Here is a 16,025-nt window from a genome sequence, read left to right as displayed (position 1 = left end):
GACCCTAAGGTCGCTCTCTTTGTCGTTACGAGGAGTTCAAGGGCCTCGTAACTCAATATGGCGCAGCGGACGGGACTCGAACCCGCGACCCCCGGCGTGACAGGCCGGTATTCTAACCGACTGAACTACCGCTGCGCGTAACACTTGAAACGAATGGTGGGTGATGACGGGATCGAACCGCCGACATTCTGCTTGTAAGGCAGACGCTCTCCCAGCTGAGCTAATCACCCTTCGCTTCGGTGTGGCGCGCATTCTACGGAGCGAGCAAAAAGCTGGCAAGCACTTTTTGAAATAAATTTTATAATCCTTCCAAAGGCTTACATCAGGGTTGGCCGCAGGGTCGCAGCAGCGAATAATGCCCCCCTTTGTATAAAGGAGAGATGTACCCCATGTGGTTCAAAAACCTGCTTGTCTATCGCCTGACCCAGGACCTGCCATTTGACGCCGAGGCGCTGGAAACCGCGTTGGCGACCAAGCCTGCACGTGCCTGTGCCAGCCAGGAGTTGACCACTTACGGTTTCATCGCCCCGTTCGGCAAGGGCGAAGACGCGCCACTGGTGCACGTCAGCGGTGATTTCATGCTGATCTCGGCGCGCAAGGAAGAACGCATCCTGCCCGGCAGCGTGGTCAACGATGCATTGAAAGAGAAAGTCGAAGAGATCGAGACCGAGCAGATGCGCAAGGTCTATAAGAAGGAACGCGATCAGCTGAAGGATGAAATCATCCAGGCCTTTCTGCCCCGCGCCTTTATCCGTCGCTCAGCCACGTTCGCCGCCATCGCCCCCAAGCAGGGCGTGATTCTGGTCAACGCTTCCAGCCCGAAGCGCGCCGAAGACCTGCTGTCGACCCTGCGTGAAGTGGTCGGCTCGTTGCCCGTCCGCCCCGTGACCGTCAAAACAGCGCCAACCGCTGTCATGACCGAGTGGGTCAAGACTGGCGAGACCGCCGAGCACTTCTTCGTGCTGGACGAATGCGAACTGCGCGACACCCACGAAGACGGCGGCGTTGTGAAGTGCAAGCGTCAGGACCTGACCAGCGACGAAATCCAGCTGCACCTGAGCACCGGCAAGGTCGTCACTCAGCTGTCGCTGGCGTGGCAGGACAAGTTGTCGTTCGTGCTGGACGACAAGCTGGGTATCAAACGCCTGAAGTTCGAAGACCTGCTGCAGGATGAAGCCGAGCAGAACGGCGGCGACGATGCGCTGGGTCAGCAGGACGCCAGCTTCACCTTGATGATGCTGACGTTCGGTGATTTCCTGCCGCAATTGATGGAAGCACTGGGCGGCGAAGAGATTCCCCAGGGGATCTGATTTCGCCCACTGACGCAGGGGCCGGCTTGCTGGCTCCATAGCGTCTGCATCACCTTCATACCCATAAGAAAGGAGCAGGCCATGCGCGCCCTGGCTGCGTTGAGTCGTTTTGTCGGTAATACCTTCGCGTACTGGGTGCTGCTGTTTGCCGTGCTGGCGTTCCTGTTCCCGTCCTGGTTCATTGGCCTCAAGTCGTACATCGTGCCGTTGTTGGGGCTGGTGATGTTCGGCATGGGCCTGACCCTCAAGCTCGATGATTTTTCTGAAGTCGTGCGCCACCCCTGGCGCGTGGCTCTGGGGGTGGTCGCGCATTTCGTGATCATGCCCGGCGTGGCCTGGCTGCTTTGCCAGCTGTTTCACCTGCCACCGGAAATCGCCGTAGGCGTGATTCTGGTCGGCTGCTGCCCGAGCGGCACATCGTCCAACGTCATGACCTGGCTGGCGAAAGGTGACCTGGCGCTGTCGGTGGCCATCGCCGCCGTCACCACCCTCCTCGCCCCGCTGCTGACCCCGGCGCTGATCTGGCTGCTGGCCTCGGCGTGGCTGCCGGTGTCCTTCATGGAGATGTTCTGGTCGATCCTGCAATTGGTGATGCTGCCGATCGTGCTGGGCGTCATCGCTCAACGCCTGCTGGGCGCCAAAGTGAGCTTTGCCGTCGACGTGCTGCCGCTGGTGTCGGTGGTGAGTATCGTGATGATCGTCTGCGCGGTGGTGGCAGCGAGTCAGGCGAAGATTGCCGAATCGGGACTGCTGATCATGGCCGTGGTGATCCTGCACAACAGCTTCGGCTTTTTGCTGGGCTACTTCACCGGCAAGCTGTTCAAGCTGCCGCTAGCCCAGCGCAAATCGCTGTCCCTGGAAGTCGGCATGCAGAACTCAGGCCTCGGCGCCGCACTGGCCGCCGCGCACTTTTCGCCACTGGCAGCGGTGCCCAGCGCACTGTTCAGCGTCTGGCACAACATTTCGGGCGCGTTGCTTTCGACGTACTTCCGGAAGATGACGCCGGATGCGGTGATCGCGGAAGAGAAGCCGGTGGTGGGTTGACCGGCCTCGCAGCTGGCTTGCTCTTTGTGGTGAGATTCCCGGTCACCCACAAGTCGTCCAGCAGATGCGATCCATGTGGGAGTGAGCTTGCTCGCGAAGACGGTATTCCTACCGCTGAAGGGTTAGCGGATGTACCGACCTCTTCGTGAGCAAGCTCACTCCCACAGGATCGTGTTTGCTGCGCGAAAACGTGGCGTCTGAACGATCGGGAATCTCCGCAAGGTAATTACGGCAGTTTGAAAAATATCGGGGTTCTGACTACCGCACCGCACCCCGCAACTTCGCCACCCGCTCGCGCACCAGCGCCGGTTGCGACTCTTCCCCCGTCAATGCCGGCCCGGCCACCAACGTCACGCGCGACCACAGCCGGCGGAATACGCCCTTGTTCGGGTCGCGGCTGAAGAAGCTGCCCCACAACCCCTGCAAAGCCATTGGAATCACCGGCACGTCGGTCTCCTGCAAGACCCGGGTCATGCCGCTTTTGAAGGTGTCGATCTCGCCGTCGGTGGTCAGCTTGCCTTCCGGGAAGATGCACACCAGCTCGCCTTCCTTGAGGTAATGGGCGATGCGTTCGAACGCTGTGTCGAACACCGCCTTGTCCTCCTTGATGCCGGCAATCGGGATCGCGCCCGCCGTGCGAAACACGAAATTCAGCACCGGCAGATTGAAGATCTTGTAGTACATGACGAAGCGGATCGGCCGGCGCACCGAGCCGGCGATCAACAGCGCGTCGACGAACGAGACATGGTTGCAGACCAGCAATGCCGCGCCCTCATCCGGAATCAGGTCGAGGTCGCGATGCTCCACGCGGTACATGGAGTGGCTGAGCAGCCAGATCATGAAGCGCATGGTGAACTCGGGCACGATTTTGAAGATGTAGGCGTTGACCGCGATGTTCATGAGCGACACGACGAGGAACAGCTGCGGAATCGACAGTTTCGCCACGCTCAGCAGGATGATCGAAACGATCGCCGAGACCACCATGAACAGCGCGTTGAGGATGTTGTTGGACGCAATGACCCGCGAGCGTTCCTTCTCCGGCGTCCTTGACTGGATCAGCGCGTACAGCGGCACGATGTAAAACCCGCCGAAGACGCCGATGCCGAGGATGTCCAGCAACACCCACCACGCCTGCCCGTAACCCAGAATCGCCAGCCAGTCGTTGGCCTGCACGTTCTGTGGGAAATCACCGGAATGCCACCACAACAGCAGGCCGAACACGGTGAGGCCCATGGAGCCGAACGGCACCAGACCGATCTCCACCTTGCGCCCGGACAGTCGCTCGCAGAGCATGGAACCTGCGGCGATGCCGATGGAGAATACGGTCAGAATCAGGGTGACGACGGTTTCATCGCCGTACAGAAAGTCCTTGGCGTAGGCCGGGATCTGCGTCAGATAAATCGCCCCGACGAACCAGAACCACGAGTTGCCGACGATGGAGCGCGACACCGCTTTGGTCTGCCCCAGGCCGAGTTTCAGGGTGGCCCAGGATTCGCTGAAGATGTTCCAGTTCAGGCGCATGTCCGGCGAAGCGGCGGCTGCCGGCGGAATGCCCCGGCTGGCGAGATAACCCAGGCAGGCCACCGAGACCATCGCTGCGGCCACGATGGGCGCGTAATGGGTCGCCGACATCATGACCCCGGCGCCGATGGTGCCGGCCAGGATCGCCAGAAACGTGCCCATTTCCACCAGGCCGTTGCCGCCCACCAGTTCGTTTTCATGCAGGTGCTGCGGCAGAATCGAGTACTTCACCGGCCCGAACAGCGCCGAGTGGGTGCCCATGGCGAACAGTGCCGCCAGCATCAGCGACAGGTGATTGAAGAGAAAACCGGTGGCCCCCACCACCATGATCACGATCTCCAGGACCTTGATCATGCGGATCAGTTTGTCCTTGGGGTATTTCTCGCCAAACTGCCCGGCCAGCGCCGAGAACAAGAAGAAAGGCAGGATGAACAGCAAGGCGCAGAGGTTGACGTAGATGGACCGGTCGCCGTCGATGCTCAGCTTGTAGAGAATGGCGAGGATCAGCGACTGCTTGAAGATATTGTCGTTGAACGCCCCGAGGGACTGGGTCACGAAAAACGGCAGAAAGCGCCGCTTACCCAACAAACTGAACTGCGACTGACTCATCTTCCCTGGTCCTGAGTGGCGCCGGTGCCGGCTTACGGATGGGAACGCCGAACGGCGGTTCCGGGCCACATTGAAGACGACACCGGCGGCAAAGTCGAGCATGCGCGCCAACGGATAGCCCGTTAGAGCGCGCGAGCGTTATTTACCGTGAGGCAGCGATGCACGGCGAGACGAACAGCTTGCCGTTATAGGCGCCGCTCAGGGTGCGCTTCATGATCATCAGCCACAGGGCTGCCAATGCAGCGACGAGCACGCTACCGAGGGCTGAAAAGAATCCCAGATGAAGTACAGCGCCCAGTTTGAGGGTGGTCAGCGCGAACACACCCAGCGGAAAGGTAAACCCCCACCAGCCCAGGTTGAACGGGATGCCGTTGCGCAGATAACGCGCGGTGATCAGCAGCGCCATCAGGCACCACCACACGCCGACACCCCATAAAATCACGCCGCCAATCAGGCCAAGGCCCGAGGCGATTTCGCCGACGCCGGGCAAGCCGTTGGCCTCGAAGATCAGCGGCGAATCGGCGCCCAGCACGATCAGCCCGAACGCACCAGTGCTGATCGGCCCGAGGGCCAGCCAGCTCGACGCGGCCATGCTTTCGTGGGGCAATTTGTGCAGGGCCATGCGCAGCAACAGGATGGTCAGGATGCTGAACGCCACCGGCACCGACATCGCCCACAGCACGTAGCTGGTGATGAGCACGCTGAATTGGCTGTGACTGTCGGCCAGATGCGGCGCCAGCAGCCCGCCGCTCACCGCCGCCACTTCGCAGGCGACAAGGGGCAGAAGCCAGACGGCGGTCATCTGATCGATGCGGTGTTCCTGGCGGGTGAACATCAGAAACGGGATGAGCACGCCGCAGGCCAGAGACATCGCCACGTCCAGCCACCACAACAGCTCGGCGAACGGCAGCACGGCATCGCCCCAATGCGGCAGGCCGAAGGTGAGCAACCCGTTAATAAGGGTCGCCAGGCCCATGGGAATCGTGCCGAAAAACATCGACACCGTGGAATGCCCGAACACCCGCCGCGCCTCGTCGAAAAACATCACCCAGCGGGCGATATAGAGCGCACTGAAGGTCAGGAACAGGACGACGTTCAGCATCCACAAGGCTTCCGCCAGCTGGAACAGGCCGGGAATGGCCACCGGAAGCTGCACCAGCACCGCCGAGAGAATGCCGGTGCCCATTGTCGCGGCGAACCAGTTGGGGGTGAATTGGCGGATGACTTCCCGAGGGTGACTCAGTTGGCTGAAGGGTCTTTGCGGGATGAACATGGCGTGGGTCATGGCGGGCTCCTGTCCTCGTGTGAGGTGGCACCCATAGTAGGACGGCAGCTGATATCGAATAAGCGGGTAATTTAGCTATACCTCATAGATTTCCCAGATATGCGTTGACCATGTATTCGCTGCGCCCCTGCGACACCGCGCCGCTCAGACCTTGGTCGTAACAGACGAACCCTACGCGGCGTGCGAGACTGTCCGGCCGGCGAAGGATCGCCACCGAAACCGCTAGCCGCTTGCCTCCGGAGTTCCCATGTCGCTGTCCAGCGGGCTGATCGCTGCCGTCGCCCTGGCCTATATGGCCATCATGTTCGCCATCGCCTTTTACGGTGACCGTCGCAGCACCCCGCTGCCGCCGCGCCTGCGCGCCTGGGTGTACAGCCTGTCGCTGGCGGTTTACTGCACCAGCTGGACGTTTTTCGGCTCGGTCGGCCAGGCGGCCGAACAACTCTGGTCGTTTCTGCCGATCTACCTCGGGCCGATCCTGCTGTTGCTGCTGGCGCCCTGGGTGCTGCAGAAAATGGTGCTGATCAGCAAGCAGGAAAACATCACGTCCATCGCCGACTTCATCGCCGCCCGCTACGGCAAGTCGCAAACCCTCGCCGTCGTCGTCGCGCTGATCTGCCTGATCGGCGTGCTGCCCTACATCGCGCTGCAACTCAAAGGCATCGTGCTGGGGGTGAACATTCTGATCGGTGCCGGCGCCGACGCCACCGGCACTCGCGCCCAGGACACCGCGCTGATCGTGTCGCTGGTACTGGCGCTCTTCACCATCGTCTTCGGCACGCGCAATCTCGACGCCACCGAGCACCACCGCGGCATGGTCCTGGCGATCGCCTTCGAGTCGCTGGTCAAGCTGTTCGCCTTCATGGCCGTTGGCGCGTTCGTGACGTTTGGCCTGTACGACGGTGTGGATGACCTGTTCAACCAGGCCATGCTCGCACCGCGCCTGGAGGAATACTGGAAAGAAACGGTCAACTGGCCGTCGATGGTGGTGCAGACCGGCGTCGCCATGATGGCGATCATCTGCCTGCCCCGGCAGTTTCACGTCACCGTGGTGGAGAACATCGAGCCCGAAGATTTGCGCCTGGCCAAATGGGTGTTCCCTGCCTACCTGCTGCTCGCAGCCGTTTTCGTGGTGCCGATTGCGCTCGCCGGGCAGATGCTGCTGCCCGCCTCGGTGCTGCCGGACTCATTCGTGATCAGCGTGCCGCTGGCCCATGCACACCCGGCGCTGGCGATGCTGGCGTTCATTGGCGGCGCATCGGCCGCCACGGGGATGGTCATCGTCGCCAGCGTCGCGCTGTCGACCATGGTCTCCAACGACATGCTGCTGCCGTGGCTGCTGCGGCGCAAAACCGCCGAGCGTCCGTTCGAGGCGTTCCGCCACTGGATGCTCTCGGTGCGCCGGGTCAGCATTGTGGTCATCCTGCTGCTCGCGTACGTCAGCTATCGACTGCTGGGATCGACTGCGAGCCTGGCGACCATCGGCCAGATCGCCTTCGCCGCCATCACGCAATTGATGCCGGCGATGATCGGCGCGCTGTACTGGAAGCCGGCCAATCGACGCGGTGTGTTCGCCGGGCTCGCTGCCGGGGTGTTCATCTGGTTTTACACGCTGGTGCTGCCGATCATCGCCCACAGCATGGGGTGGTCGCTGAGCAGTTTTCCGCTGTTGGCATGGCTGCACAGCAACCCGTTCAATCTGCCGATCAGTCCGCTGACCCAGGGCGTGGTCCTGTCGATGATCGGCAACTTCGCGTTGTTTGTGTGGGTCTCGCTGCTGTCGCGAACCCGCGTGTCGGAACACTGGCAGGCGGGCCGTTTTATCGGTCAGGAATTGCAGGCGCGGCCCAACAACCGCTCGCTGCTGGCGGTGCAGATCGAAGACTTGCTCAAGCTCTCGGCGCGTTTTGTCGGCGAAGAGCGCGCGCAGCAGAGCTTCATCCGCTTCGCCTACCGCCAGGGCAAAGGCTTCAACCCCAACCAGAACGCCAACGGCGACTGGATCGCCCACACCGAACGCTTGCTGGCGGGGGTGCTGGGCACGTCGTCGACACGGGCGGTGGTCAAGGCGGCGATTGAAGGCCGCGACATGCAACTCGAAGACGTGGTGCGCATCGCCGACGAAGCCTCCGAAGTGCTGCAGTTCAACCGCGCCCTGCTGCAAGGCGCCATCGAAAACATCACCCAGGGCATCAGCGTGGTGGATCAATCCCTGCGACTGGTGGCCTGGAACGCGCGCTATCTGGAGCTGTTCAATTACCCGGAAGGCCTGATCAGCGTGGGACGGCCCATCGCCGACATCATCCGCTACAACGCCGAGCGCGGTTTGCTCGGGCCTGGTGAAGCGGAGGTGCACGTCGCCCGGCGGCTGCACTGGATGCGCCAAGGCCGCGCACATACGTCCGAGCGGTTGTTTCCCAATGGCCAGGTGATCGAGCTGATCGGCAACCCGATGCCCGGCGGCGGCTTCGTGATGAGCTTCACTGACATCACCGCCTTCCGCGAGGCCGAGCAGGCGCTCAAGGGCGCCAACGAAAGCCTTGAGCAGCGCGTGGCCGAGCGGACGCGGGAGCTGTCGCAGTTGAACACGGCGTTGACCGAAGCCAAGGCCCATGCGGAAGCGGCCAATCAGTCGAAAACGCGCTTTCTCGCCGCCGTCAGCCATGACTTGATGCAGCCCATGAATGCCGCGCGTTTGTTCTCCGCGGCCCTGCTGCACAACGATGACAATGTGCCGGCGGAAGCGAAACAGCTGATCCATCATCTGGACAGCTCGCTGCGTTCGGCCGAAGACCTGATCAGCGACCTGCTGGATATTTCGCGTCTGGAGAACGGCAAGTTCACGCCGACCATCACGCCGTTTGCGCTGAATAATCTGTTTGAAACCCTCGGTGCCGAATTCAAGGCCCTCGCTCAGGAGCAGGGCCTGGACTTCCGCGTGCGCGGCAGCACATTGCGTGTGGCCAGCGACGCCAAACTGCTGCGGCGGGTGCTGCAGAACTTCCTGACTAATGCGTTTCGTTACGCCAAGGGGCCGATTCTGCTGGGGGTGCGGCGCCGTAACGGGCAACTGAGCCTGGAAGTGTGGGACCGGGGGCCGGGTATTCCCGAGGACAAGCGGCAGGTGATTTTCGAGGAGTTCAAGCGGCTTGACAGCCACCAGACGCGCGCCGAGAAGGGCCTGGGTTTGGGACTGGCGATTGCCGACGGCTTGTGCCGCGTGCTCGGTCACTCGCTGGAAGTGCGTTCGTGGCCGGGTCAGGGCAGCCTTTTCAGCGTTACGGTGCCGCTGGCGCCTGCGTTGCCGACGCCGGCCGCTGCGCCGACCGAACCTGTGCGCGCCGCGCTGAACGGCACCCAGATTCTGTGCGTCGACAACGAAGACAGCATCCTGATCGGCATGAACAGCCTGCTGAGCCGCTGGGGGTGTCAGGTCTGGACGGCGCGCAATCGCGAGGAATGCCAGGCGCTGCTCAGCGACGGCGTTCGCCCGCACCTGGCCTTGGTGGATTACCACCTGGACCACGGCGAGATCGGCACCGAACTAATGGCGTGGCTGCGCACGCAATTGGGTGAGCCGGTCCCCGGCGTCGTCATCAGCGCCGACGGCCGCCCGGAGCTGATCGCCCAGGTACACGCCGCCGGCCTGGAATACCTCGCCAAACCGGTGAAACCCGCAGCGCTGCGGGCATTGTTGAGTCGGCACGTGCGGCTGGGTTGACCCTGACCGCAGCCTCGGGACGGTTGACGCTATTCAACCTTCCTGAACACAAACACCAACCCCACCACAATCAGCACCATCCCCAGCAAACTCACCAGCGCGAGGCGGTTGCCGTAGATCAGGTAATCCATGATCGCGGTGACGCCGGGCACCAGGTAAAACAGGCTGGTGACGTTGACCAGATTGCCCTGGGCGATCAATCGGTAGAGCAGGAACGTCGCGAGCACCGACACCACCAGCCCCATGTAGAGCACCGGCACGTAGAAGCCGATGCTGTGCTCGAAATGAAAGGGCTGAAACGGCACGAACACCGCACATACCACCGTCCCCGCAAGGTATTGCACGGGCAGCGTGCCGAGGGGGTTGTCGGTGATGCGTTTCTGCATGATCGAACCGCCGGTCATGCTCAACATGCCGAGCACGCCGAACGCCATGCCGGCGAGCGATCCGCCGTCGCCGATTCCTTTCCAGACCACCAGCACCAGACCCGCCAGCCCCAGACCAAGGCCAAACATGCGGGACGTCGAACGGCTGCGCTCGACCAGCACGGCCGTGAGAATCGGTTGCACGCCCATGATCGTGGCCATGACGCCGGGCGCGACTTTCAGGTCCAGCGCCAGCAGGTAGCAGATCTGATAAGCCCCCAGCAGCACAGCGCCCGTCAGCAACGCGAAGCCCATCGAGGCTCGTGTGGCGGGAAGCTTGTAACCCAACGCGGGGATCAGAATCGCCAACGCCACAAGCGCCAGCAGGAAACGGAACAGTAGAAATGCAAACGGTGAAGCGTGGGTCAGGCCCCACTTGGAGACAATCGCACCGCTGCTCCAGAGCAGGACGAAAAGCGTCGTCGTGGCCATCGAGGCCAGGGCTTTATGAGCAAACATGAGTCACCTGTGATTCAGACAGAATCGGACCCGGCACGTACCGGATTCACGGAAGTTTTGCGGGCGTTTGCAGGCCTGGACCGACAGCGTTTAGGCGGTCGATCAGCCGAGCACAACGACCCCTGGCGGTGCAACAGCGCACACGACAGGACTGCTCACAGGTGGGGGTGGCGGGTAACGCGTGATGAAGACGAGTTGCAGGCAGTCGCGCGGTTCCGCAACAGCGCGAGCCGTGGCGGATAAAGCAAACCGGGTGCTGGATGCAGGCATCGTGCTTATCTTCTGAAAGGGAAGGACTGGATGACGCCAAGTGGGGCGGCAACGAGGCCGACTATAACCAGCGACCGGTGCCTTGTGCAATGTCATAAGTCGACGTCGTTGACAGCTCCAACGCGGAACTGCCAGAACAGCAAAAAGCGACGCCGCGCAGGGTGCGACGGCGCTCGACAAAACCGTTTGTTCAGCCGAACAGCCAGTAGCCCAGCAGCGTCAGTACGACCACCGCCAGCACCGGACGAAGGATGCGATACGCCTTGGGGTTGGCGCGTTTGAACTGCTTGACCTTGCCGCTGAAGCTGTTGCTGAAGCGCTTGCTGAAGGCATAGGCCTGATTGATCCCGCCAACACGTTCGTCATCGGTGTTCTGCGGCGCAGTGGCACGGCCCAGAAACGCGCTGACGCGGCGGTTGACAGCGGTCATGAAGCGATTGCTCAGCGGTCGCTCGATGTCGCAGAACAGAATCACGCGGGTGACGTCGGTTTCGTTCTTGACCCAGTGCACGTAGGTTTCGTCGAACATCACGTCATCACCATCGCGCCAGGCATACACCTGACCGTCGACAAAGATGCGGCAATCGTCAGAGTTCGGCGTCGACAGGCCCAGGTGATAACGCAGGGAGCCGGCGAACGGGTCACGGTGCGGATTCAGGTGGCTACCGCCGGGCAACAGGGCAAACATTGCGCCTTTTACGTTGGGAATACGGCTGACCAGTTCGACCGTCTTCGGGCACAGCGCCTCGGCGGACGGCAGCGGCTTGTCGTACCACTTCAGGTAAAAACGCTTCCAGCCCTTCTTGAAGAACGAGCCGAAACCCGCGTCGTTGTCCTTGGCGGCGGCACGGATATAGCCTTCGTCGAACAGGTGCATGGCTTCGTCGCGGATGGTTTCCCAGTTGTCGCGCAGCACGTCCAGCTCAGGAAACTTGCTGCGGTCCAGGTACGGCTTTGAGGGCACGCTGGAGAACAAATACATCAAGGCGTTATAGGGGGCGAACAGTGCGGAGTGATTCACGAACTGGCGCAATACCGGCAAACGCGCCTTGCCGCGCAAATGCACGTACAGCGTGCTGCCGACAAACAGCAGCAGAATCGCCGCTTTGACAGCAAAAGAAAGGGTCATGAAACTCTCCTTGAAACAGGGCCGAACCGCGCGGCCCGAAGCTTACGCCGCTGAAACCGCCGCCGGATGATCTGGGACAATCTTCCGGCGGGTTTCGAATGGCGGCCATCATAAGCTTTAGTCCGCCGGGTAAAAAGCCGAAGCCGCGGCGCACACGATTATTGCGTCAGCTCGCGTTCAGTAAACAGGTCGCTGAAGAGCATGCTCGACAAGTAACGCTCACCGGAATCCGGCAGCACGACCACGATCGTCTTGCCCTGCATTTCCGGTTTCTCGGCCATTCGCACCGCTGCGTGCATGGCCGCGCCGCAGGAGATACCGCAGAGAATCCCCTCCTCCTGCATCAGCCGCAGGGCCATGGCCTTGGCTTCTTCATCACTGACCAGCTCGACGCGGTCGACAATCGAGAGGTCGAGGTTCTTCGGGATGAAACCCGCGCCAATGCCCTGAATTTTGTGGGGGCTGGGTTTGATCTCTTCACCGGCCATCGCCTGGGTGATGATCGGCGAGCCCATGGGTTCGACGGCCACCGAGATAATCGGCTTGCCCATGGCGTTTTTGATGTAGCGCGAGACGCCGGTGATCGTGCCGCCCGTGCCGACACCTGCGACCAGCACGTCGATGGCGCCGTCGGTGTCGTTCCAGATTTCCGGTCCGGTGGTCTTCTCGTGAATGGCCGGGTTGGCCGGGTTCTCGAACTGCGCCGGCATGAAGTACGTGGCAGGGTCACTGGCGAGCAACTCTTCGGCCTTGGCGATGGAGCCTTTCATGCCCAGCGCCGGCTCGGTCAGCACCAGTTCGGCGCCCAGGGCCTTGAGCACCTTGCGCCGCTCTATACTCATCGAGGCCGGCATGGTCAGGGTCAGCTTGTAGCCACGGGCTGCGGCGACGAACGCAAGGCCAATGCCGGTATTGCCGGAGGTGGGTTCGACGATGGTCATGCCGGGCTTGAGTTTACCGCTGCTTTCGGCGTCCCAGATCATGTTCGCGCCGATCCGGCACTTCACGGAATACCCCGGATTACGCCCCTCGATCTTGGCCAGAATGGTGACCCCGCGCGGCGCGATGCGGTTGATCTGCACCAGTGGCGTGTTGCCGATGGAATGGGCGTTATCTGCGTAAATACGGCTCATGACCGGGTCCTTGTGCAGGTTTGGAAAAGCTCAAAGCCTATGCCTTGAGCCGGTGCAACGTCCAGTCGAAGCGAACCGATCACATCGCCAGCAGTCAACAAAGCTACGTTACTGGAGGGTGGAGACATGAAACGTCGTTACAGCTGGCCGTTATGGACAATTGTTGGCTTGGTGGTGTTGCTGATCGCAGTCCACATCGCGCTGCCCTACGTGGTTCGCAATTATCTCAATGAAAAACTCGCCGACATGGGCGACTACCGCGGTCAGGTCACCGACGTGGACCTGGCACTGTGGCGCGGGGCGTACCGCATCAACGGCCTGAAAATCGTCAAGGTCGATGGCAAGGTGCCCGTGCCTCTGCTGGATGCGCCGGTCATCGACCTCGCCGTCAGCTGGCACTCGCTCTGGTACGACCATGCGGTGGTCGCCGAGGTCGCGTTTGTCAGCCCTGAACTCAACTTCGTCGACGGTGGCCCGGACAAGCGCCAGTCCCAGACCGGTGCCGGCACTGACTGGCGTGCTCAGTTGAACAAGCTGCTGCCGATCACCCTCAACGAGCTGCGCATTCAGGACGGCAAGATCACGTTCAGCAACTTCAATTCGACGCCGAAAGTGAAAATCGATGCCGACAACATCAACGCCAGCATCTACAACCTGACCAACGTCGAAGACAAAGCCGGCAAGCGCGATGCCCGCTTCGAGGGCAAGGCCATGCTGCTGGGCCATGCGCCACTGGAAAGCACAGCGACCTTCGACCCGTTCAGCCTGGAAGATTTCGACTTCAAGCTGCGCGCGACCGGTATCCAGCTCAAACGCCTGAACGACTTCGCCTCGGCGTACGGCAAATTCGACTTCAACGCGGGCGACGGCGACGTGGTCATCGAAGCCCAGGCCACCAATGGCCAGCTCAGTGGCTACATCAAGCCCCTGCTGCGTAATGTCGATGTCTTTGACTGGCAGCAGGACGTCGAGAACCAGAACAAAGGCTTCTTCCGCTCGATCTGGGAAGCCGTGGTCGGCGGCAGCGAAACGGTGCTGAAGAACCAAGTGAAGAACCAGTTCGCCACCCGCGTCGAACTCAGCGGCAGTGTCCACAAACAGGACATCAGTGCGTTCGAAGCGTTTTTACAGATCCTGCGCAATGCCTTCGTGAAGGCGTTCAATACCCGCTACGACAGTGGCAAGAGCGAGGCAAAGTAAACGCAGCGTTTTGACTGGCGCATCCCTGTAGGAGTGAGCTTGCTCGCGAAGGGTTTAGTCAGCGATGACCTTGATCGCTGACACGCCTCCCTCGCGAGTCAGCTCACTCGCCACTTTCGGCTGCCCCCTTGTCAATGCGGTTCTCTTTGGCAACTCCATAGGCCGCACGCTTCTCCGCCAGCAACACACCGTTCTCCGCCTGATTCTGCAATGCATCCCACCCAAGACACGCCAGCGCCAACGTGCGCGGTGCGGCCTCGCTGCCGTTGGTGTAGCGGGTGATGCTTCGCGTGCTGACGCCCAGTGCCTCGGCCGCCAGTGCCAGCGGCAACCCGGTGCGCGCGCGCCAGCCGATGAAGATCCGCGTGTTTTCGTCGGTGGCAGCCTGCGCCTTGGCGTCCAGGTAAAGAGTGTCGGCACCGATCTGGACGTCGGGCTCGGCCCACTCGACGGTCCAGCCGTCGTCGCCAATCTGCGCCTGCTTGAACACGCTCGGATCCCTGAGCGGTTGCAGCCCCCGGATTGCCGCGATATCGCCGCTCAGGTCGAGGACGTACGTCACGTCGTTGATGAATGTCAGCGCCAATTTTTGATGAGCCAGCGCCTCTACGGTTTTGAGGCGTGGGCGTTTCATGGATGCCATCGTTTCCATTCCTCCAGTAATTCTGTTTGGTGGGCCCTTACCCATTCGAGCGCCTCCCTGAGTACGGCGGCCGGGGGGTGGCCGAGCATGGGTTCAACCAACTGCAGACCGATCAACACATCCAGCCCGCCACCGGTGAGGTGCACGTGAGGCGGCAGGTGGTCCTTTTCCCGCAGTTGAATTCTGTATTTGTCCCTGAATCTGTATTTGGTCGACATGGCCTGCAAGGTATAGCTATTTTGGCGATACCTCAATGAAAGTTACAATTTTCTGCCCGGTCAGACCGTGACGCCCCATTCAGATACTGAATAAACCGTCTGCGTTCACAGTCGCGCGGGGCGCGCGGTATAGTCGCTGCATTCTTTGCGCCCTATCTTGCGCGATTCAGGCCACGGGTCTGTCCGCCTTGTTCGAGGATTTTCCCGATGAAATTCGAAGGCACCCACGCCTACGTCGCCACCGACGATCTGAAGCTTGCGGTCAACGCAGCCATCACCCTAGAGCGCCCGCTGCTGGTCAAGGGCGAGCCCGGGACCGGCAAGACCATGCTCGCCGAGCAACTGGCCGAATCCTTCGGCGCCCGGCTGATCACCTGGCACATCAAGTCGACCACCAAGGCCCATCAGGGCCTGTACGAGTACGACGCGGTCAGCCGCCTGCGCGACTCGCAGCTGGGGGTCGACAAAGTCCACGACGTGCGCAATTACCTGAAGAAGGGCAAGCTCTGGGAAGCCTTTGAATCCGAAGAGCGGGTCATTCTGCTGATCGACGAGATTGACAAGGCGGACATCGAATTCCCCAACGACTTGCTGCAAGAACTCGACAAAATGGAGTTCTACGTTTACGAGATCGACGAGACGATCAAGGCCAAAAAGCGCCCGATCATCATCATTACGTCCAACAACGAAAAAGAACTGCCGGACGCCTTCCTGCGCCGCTGCTTCTTCCACTACATCGCGTTCCCCGACCGCAGCACCCTGCAGAAGATCGTCGACGTGCATTACCCGAACATCAAGAAGGACCTGGTCAGCGAAGCCCTGGACGTGTTCTTCGACGTGCGCAAAGTCCCGGGCCTGAAGAAAAAACCTTCGACATCCGAACTGGTGGACTGGCTCAAACTGCTGATGGCCGACAACATCGGCGAAGCCGTGCTGCGCGAGCGCGACCCCACCAAAGCCATTCCGCCGCTGGCCGGTGCCCTGGTCAAGAACGAGCAGGACGTGCACCTGCTTGAGCGCTTGGCGTTCATGAGCCGTCGAGGCAATCGCTGAGCCTT

At 61.3% G+C, this 16,025-nt stretch carries 12 protein-coding genes and 2 tRNA genes; 5 read left to right on the top strand and 9 right to left on the bottom strand.

Going from position 1 to position 16,025, the window contains the following annotated elements; genetic code table 11:
* Window positions 1-58: 58 nt before the first annotated feature.
* Window positions 59-135 (bottom strand) — tRNA-Asp (locus SLW75_RS11800).
* A 19-nt stretch (window positions 136-154) separates the two neighbouring features.
* A tRNA-Val gene (locus tag SLW75_RS11795) sits at window positions 155-230 on the bottom strand.
* Between the two features lie 159 nt (window positions 231-389).
* Here SLW75_RS11795 and rdgC point away from each other — a divergent pair.
* Entirely contained in the window at window positions 390-1,310 is a 921-nt protein-coding gene (gene rdgC / locus SLW75_RS11790) for a recombination-associated protein RdgC (protein ID WP_410934525.1), read from the top strand.
* An 81-nt stretch (window positions 1,311-1,391) separates the two neighbouring features.
* Window positions 1,392-2,354 (top strand): bile acid:sodium symporter family protein, encoded by a 963-nt coding sequence (locus tag SLW75_RS11785; RefSeq protein WP_410934524.1) that lies wholly within the window; start codon window positions 1,392-1,394, stop codon window positions 2,352-2,354.
* Between the two features lie 258 nt (window positions 2,355-2,612).
* Here SLW75_RS11785 and SLW75_RS11780 read toward each other — a convergent pair whose 3' ends face one another.
* Entirely contained in the window at window positions 2,613-4,484 is a 1,872-nt protein-coding gene (locus tag SLW75_RS11780; protein WP_410934523.1) for an MFS transporter, read from the bottom strand.
* A 142-nt stretch (window positions 4,485-4,626) separates the two neighbouring features.
* Window positions 4,627-5,769, bottom strand: a complete 1,143-nt coding sequence (locus SLW75_RS11775; RefSeq protein WP_410934522.1) for a TDT family transporter — start codon at window positions 5,767-5,769, stop codon at window positions 4,627-4,629.
* Between the two features lie 247 nt (window positions 5,770-6,016).
* On the opposite strand from SLW75_RS11775, the gene SLW75_RS11770 reads away from it, so the two are divergent.
* Window positions 6,017-9,490 carry a hybrid sensor histidine kinase/response regulator gene (locus SLW75_RS11770; protein WP_296307026.1) on the top strand — a complete coding sequence of 1,158 codons (3,474 nt, stop codon included), beginning with the start codon at window positions 6,017-6,019 and terminating at the stop codon, window positions 9,488-9,490.
* Between the two features lie 29 nt (window positions 9,491-9,519).
* On the opposite strand, the gene SLW75_RS11765 is transcribed toward SLW75_RS11770, so the two are convergent.
* The 3 genes from SLW75_RS11765 to cysK all read right to left on the bottom strand — a co-directional run bounded on the left by SLW75_RS11765 (window position 9,520) and on the right by cysK (window position 12,906).
* Window positions 9,520-10,374, bottom strand: a complete 855-nt coding sequence (locus SLW75_RS11765) for a DMT family transporter (RefSeq protein ID WP_065986811.1) — start codon at window positions 10,372-10,374, stop codon at window positions 9,520-9,522.
* Between the two features lie 460 nt (window positions 10,375-10,834).
* Entirely contained in the window at window positions 10,835-11,773 is a 939-nt protein-coding gene (locus SLW75_RS11760; RefSeq protein ID WP_065986809.1) for an aspartyl/asparaginyl beta-hydroxylase domain-containing protein, read from the bottom strand.
* 158 nt (window positions 11,774-11,931) lie between these two features.
* On the bottom strand, window positions 11,932-12,906 hold the full coding sequence (gene cysK, locus SLW75_RS11755; RefSeq protein ID WP_065986807.1) for a cysteine synthase A: 975 nt from the start codon (window positions 12,904-12,906) through the stop codon (window positions 11,932-11,934).
* A 126-nt stretch (window positions 12,907-13,032) separates the two neighbouring features.
* Here cysK and SLW75_RS11750 point away from each other — a divergent pair, with 126 nt between their 5' ends.
* Window positions 13,033-14,106 (top strand): DUF748 domain-containing protein, encoded by a 1,074-nt coding sequence (locus tag SLW75_RS11750; RefSeq protein WP_065986805.1) that lies wholly within the window; start codon window positions 13,033-13,035, stop codon window positions 14,104-14,106.
* A 103-nt stretch (window positions 14,107-14,209) separates the two neighbouring features.
* On the opposite strand, the gene SLW75_RS11745 is transcribed toward SLW75_RS11750, so the two are convergent.
* Both SLW75_RS11745 and SLW75_RS11740 read right to left on the bottom strand, forming a co-directional pair.
* Window positions 14,210-14,740, bottom strand: a complete 531-nt coding sequence (locus SLW75_RS11745) for a hypothetical protein (RefSeq protein ID WP_410934521.1) — start codon at window positions 14,738-14,740, stop codon at window positions 14,210-14,212.
* Window positions 14,737-14,967: a DUF4160 domain-containing protein gene (locus tag SLW75_RS11740; RefSeq protein WP_410934520.1), complete on the bottom strand. Its 231-nt coding sequence runs from the start codon at window positions 14,965-14,967 to the stop codon at window positions 14,737-14,739. Before SLW75_RS11740 ends, SLW75_RS11745 begins: the two co-directional genes overlap by 4 nt.
* Window positions 14,968-15,174: 207 nt before the next feature.
* Here SLW75_RS11740 and SLW75_RS11735 point away from each other — a divergent pair, with 207 nt between their 5' ends.
* Window positions 15,175-16,020, top strand: coding sequence for an AAA family ATPase (locus SLW75_RS11735; RefSeq protein WP_074890636.1), 846 nt, complete (start codon window positions 15,175-15,177; stop codon window positions 16,018-16,020).
* Window positions 16,021-16,025: the final 5 nt, after the last annotated feature.

It is taken from the genome of Pseudomonas sp. W5-01 (genome assembly GCF_046540435.1).
Taxonomy (GTDB): domain Bacteria; phylum Pseudomonadota; class Gammaproteobacteria; order Pseudomonadales; family Pseudomonadaceae; genus Aquipseudomonas; species Aquipseudomonas graminis_B.
The sequence above is the reverse complement of the archived record's forward strand: the minus strand, read 5'-3'. Positions and strand labels throughout refer to the sequence as shown.

Coding starts and splice junctions, on each gene's coding strand:
- rdgC (WP_410934525.1), top strand. CDS start 390: ATGTGGTTCAAAAACCTGCTTGTCTATCGCCTGACCCAGGACCTGCCA.
- SLW75_RS11785 (WP_410934524.1), top strand. CDS start 1,392: ATGCGCGCCCTGGCTGCGTTGAGTCGTTTTGTCGGTAATACCTTCGCG.
- SLW75_RS11780 (WP_410934523.1), bottom strand. CDS start 4,484: ATGAGTCAGTCGCAGTTCAGTTTGTTGGGTAAGCGGCGCTTTCTGCCG.
- SLW75_RS11775 (WP_410934522.1), bottom strand. CDS start 5,769: ATGACCCACGCCATGTTCATCCCGCAAAGACCCTTCAGCCAACTGAGT.
- SLW75_RS11770 (WP_296307026.1), top strand. CDS start 6,017: ATGTCGCTGTCCAGCGGGCTGATCGCTGCCGTCGCCCTGGCCTATATG.
- SLW75_RS11765 (WP_065986811.1), bottom strand. CDS start 10,374: ATGTTTGCTCATAAAGCCCTGGCCTCGATGGCCACGACGACGCTTTTC.
- SLW75_RS11760 (WP_065986809.1), bottom strand. CDS start 11,773: ATGACCCTTTCTTTTGCTGTCAAAGCGGCGATTCTGCTGCTGTTTGTC.
- cysK (WP_065986807.1), bottom strand. CDS start 12,906: ATGAGCCGTATTTACGCAGATAACGCCCATTCCATCGGCAACACGCCA.
- SLW75_RS11750 (WP_065986805.1), top strand. CDS start 13,033: ATGAAACGTCGTTACAGCTGGCCGTTATGGACAATTGTTGGCTTGGTG.
- SLW75_RS11745 (WP_410934521.1), bottom strand. CDS start 14,740: ATGAAACGCCCACGCCTCAAAACCGTAGAGGCGCTGGCTCATCAAAAA.
- SLW75_RS11740 (WP_410934520.1), bottom strand. CDS start 14,967: ATGTCGACCAAATACAGATTCAGGGACAAATACAGAATTCAACTGCGG.
- SLW75_RS11735 (WP_074890636.1), top strand. CDS start 15,175: ATGAAATTCGAAGGCACCCACGCCTACGTCGCCACCGACGATCTGAAG.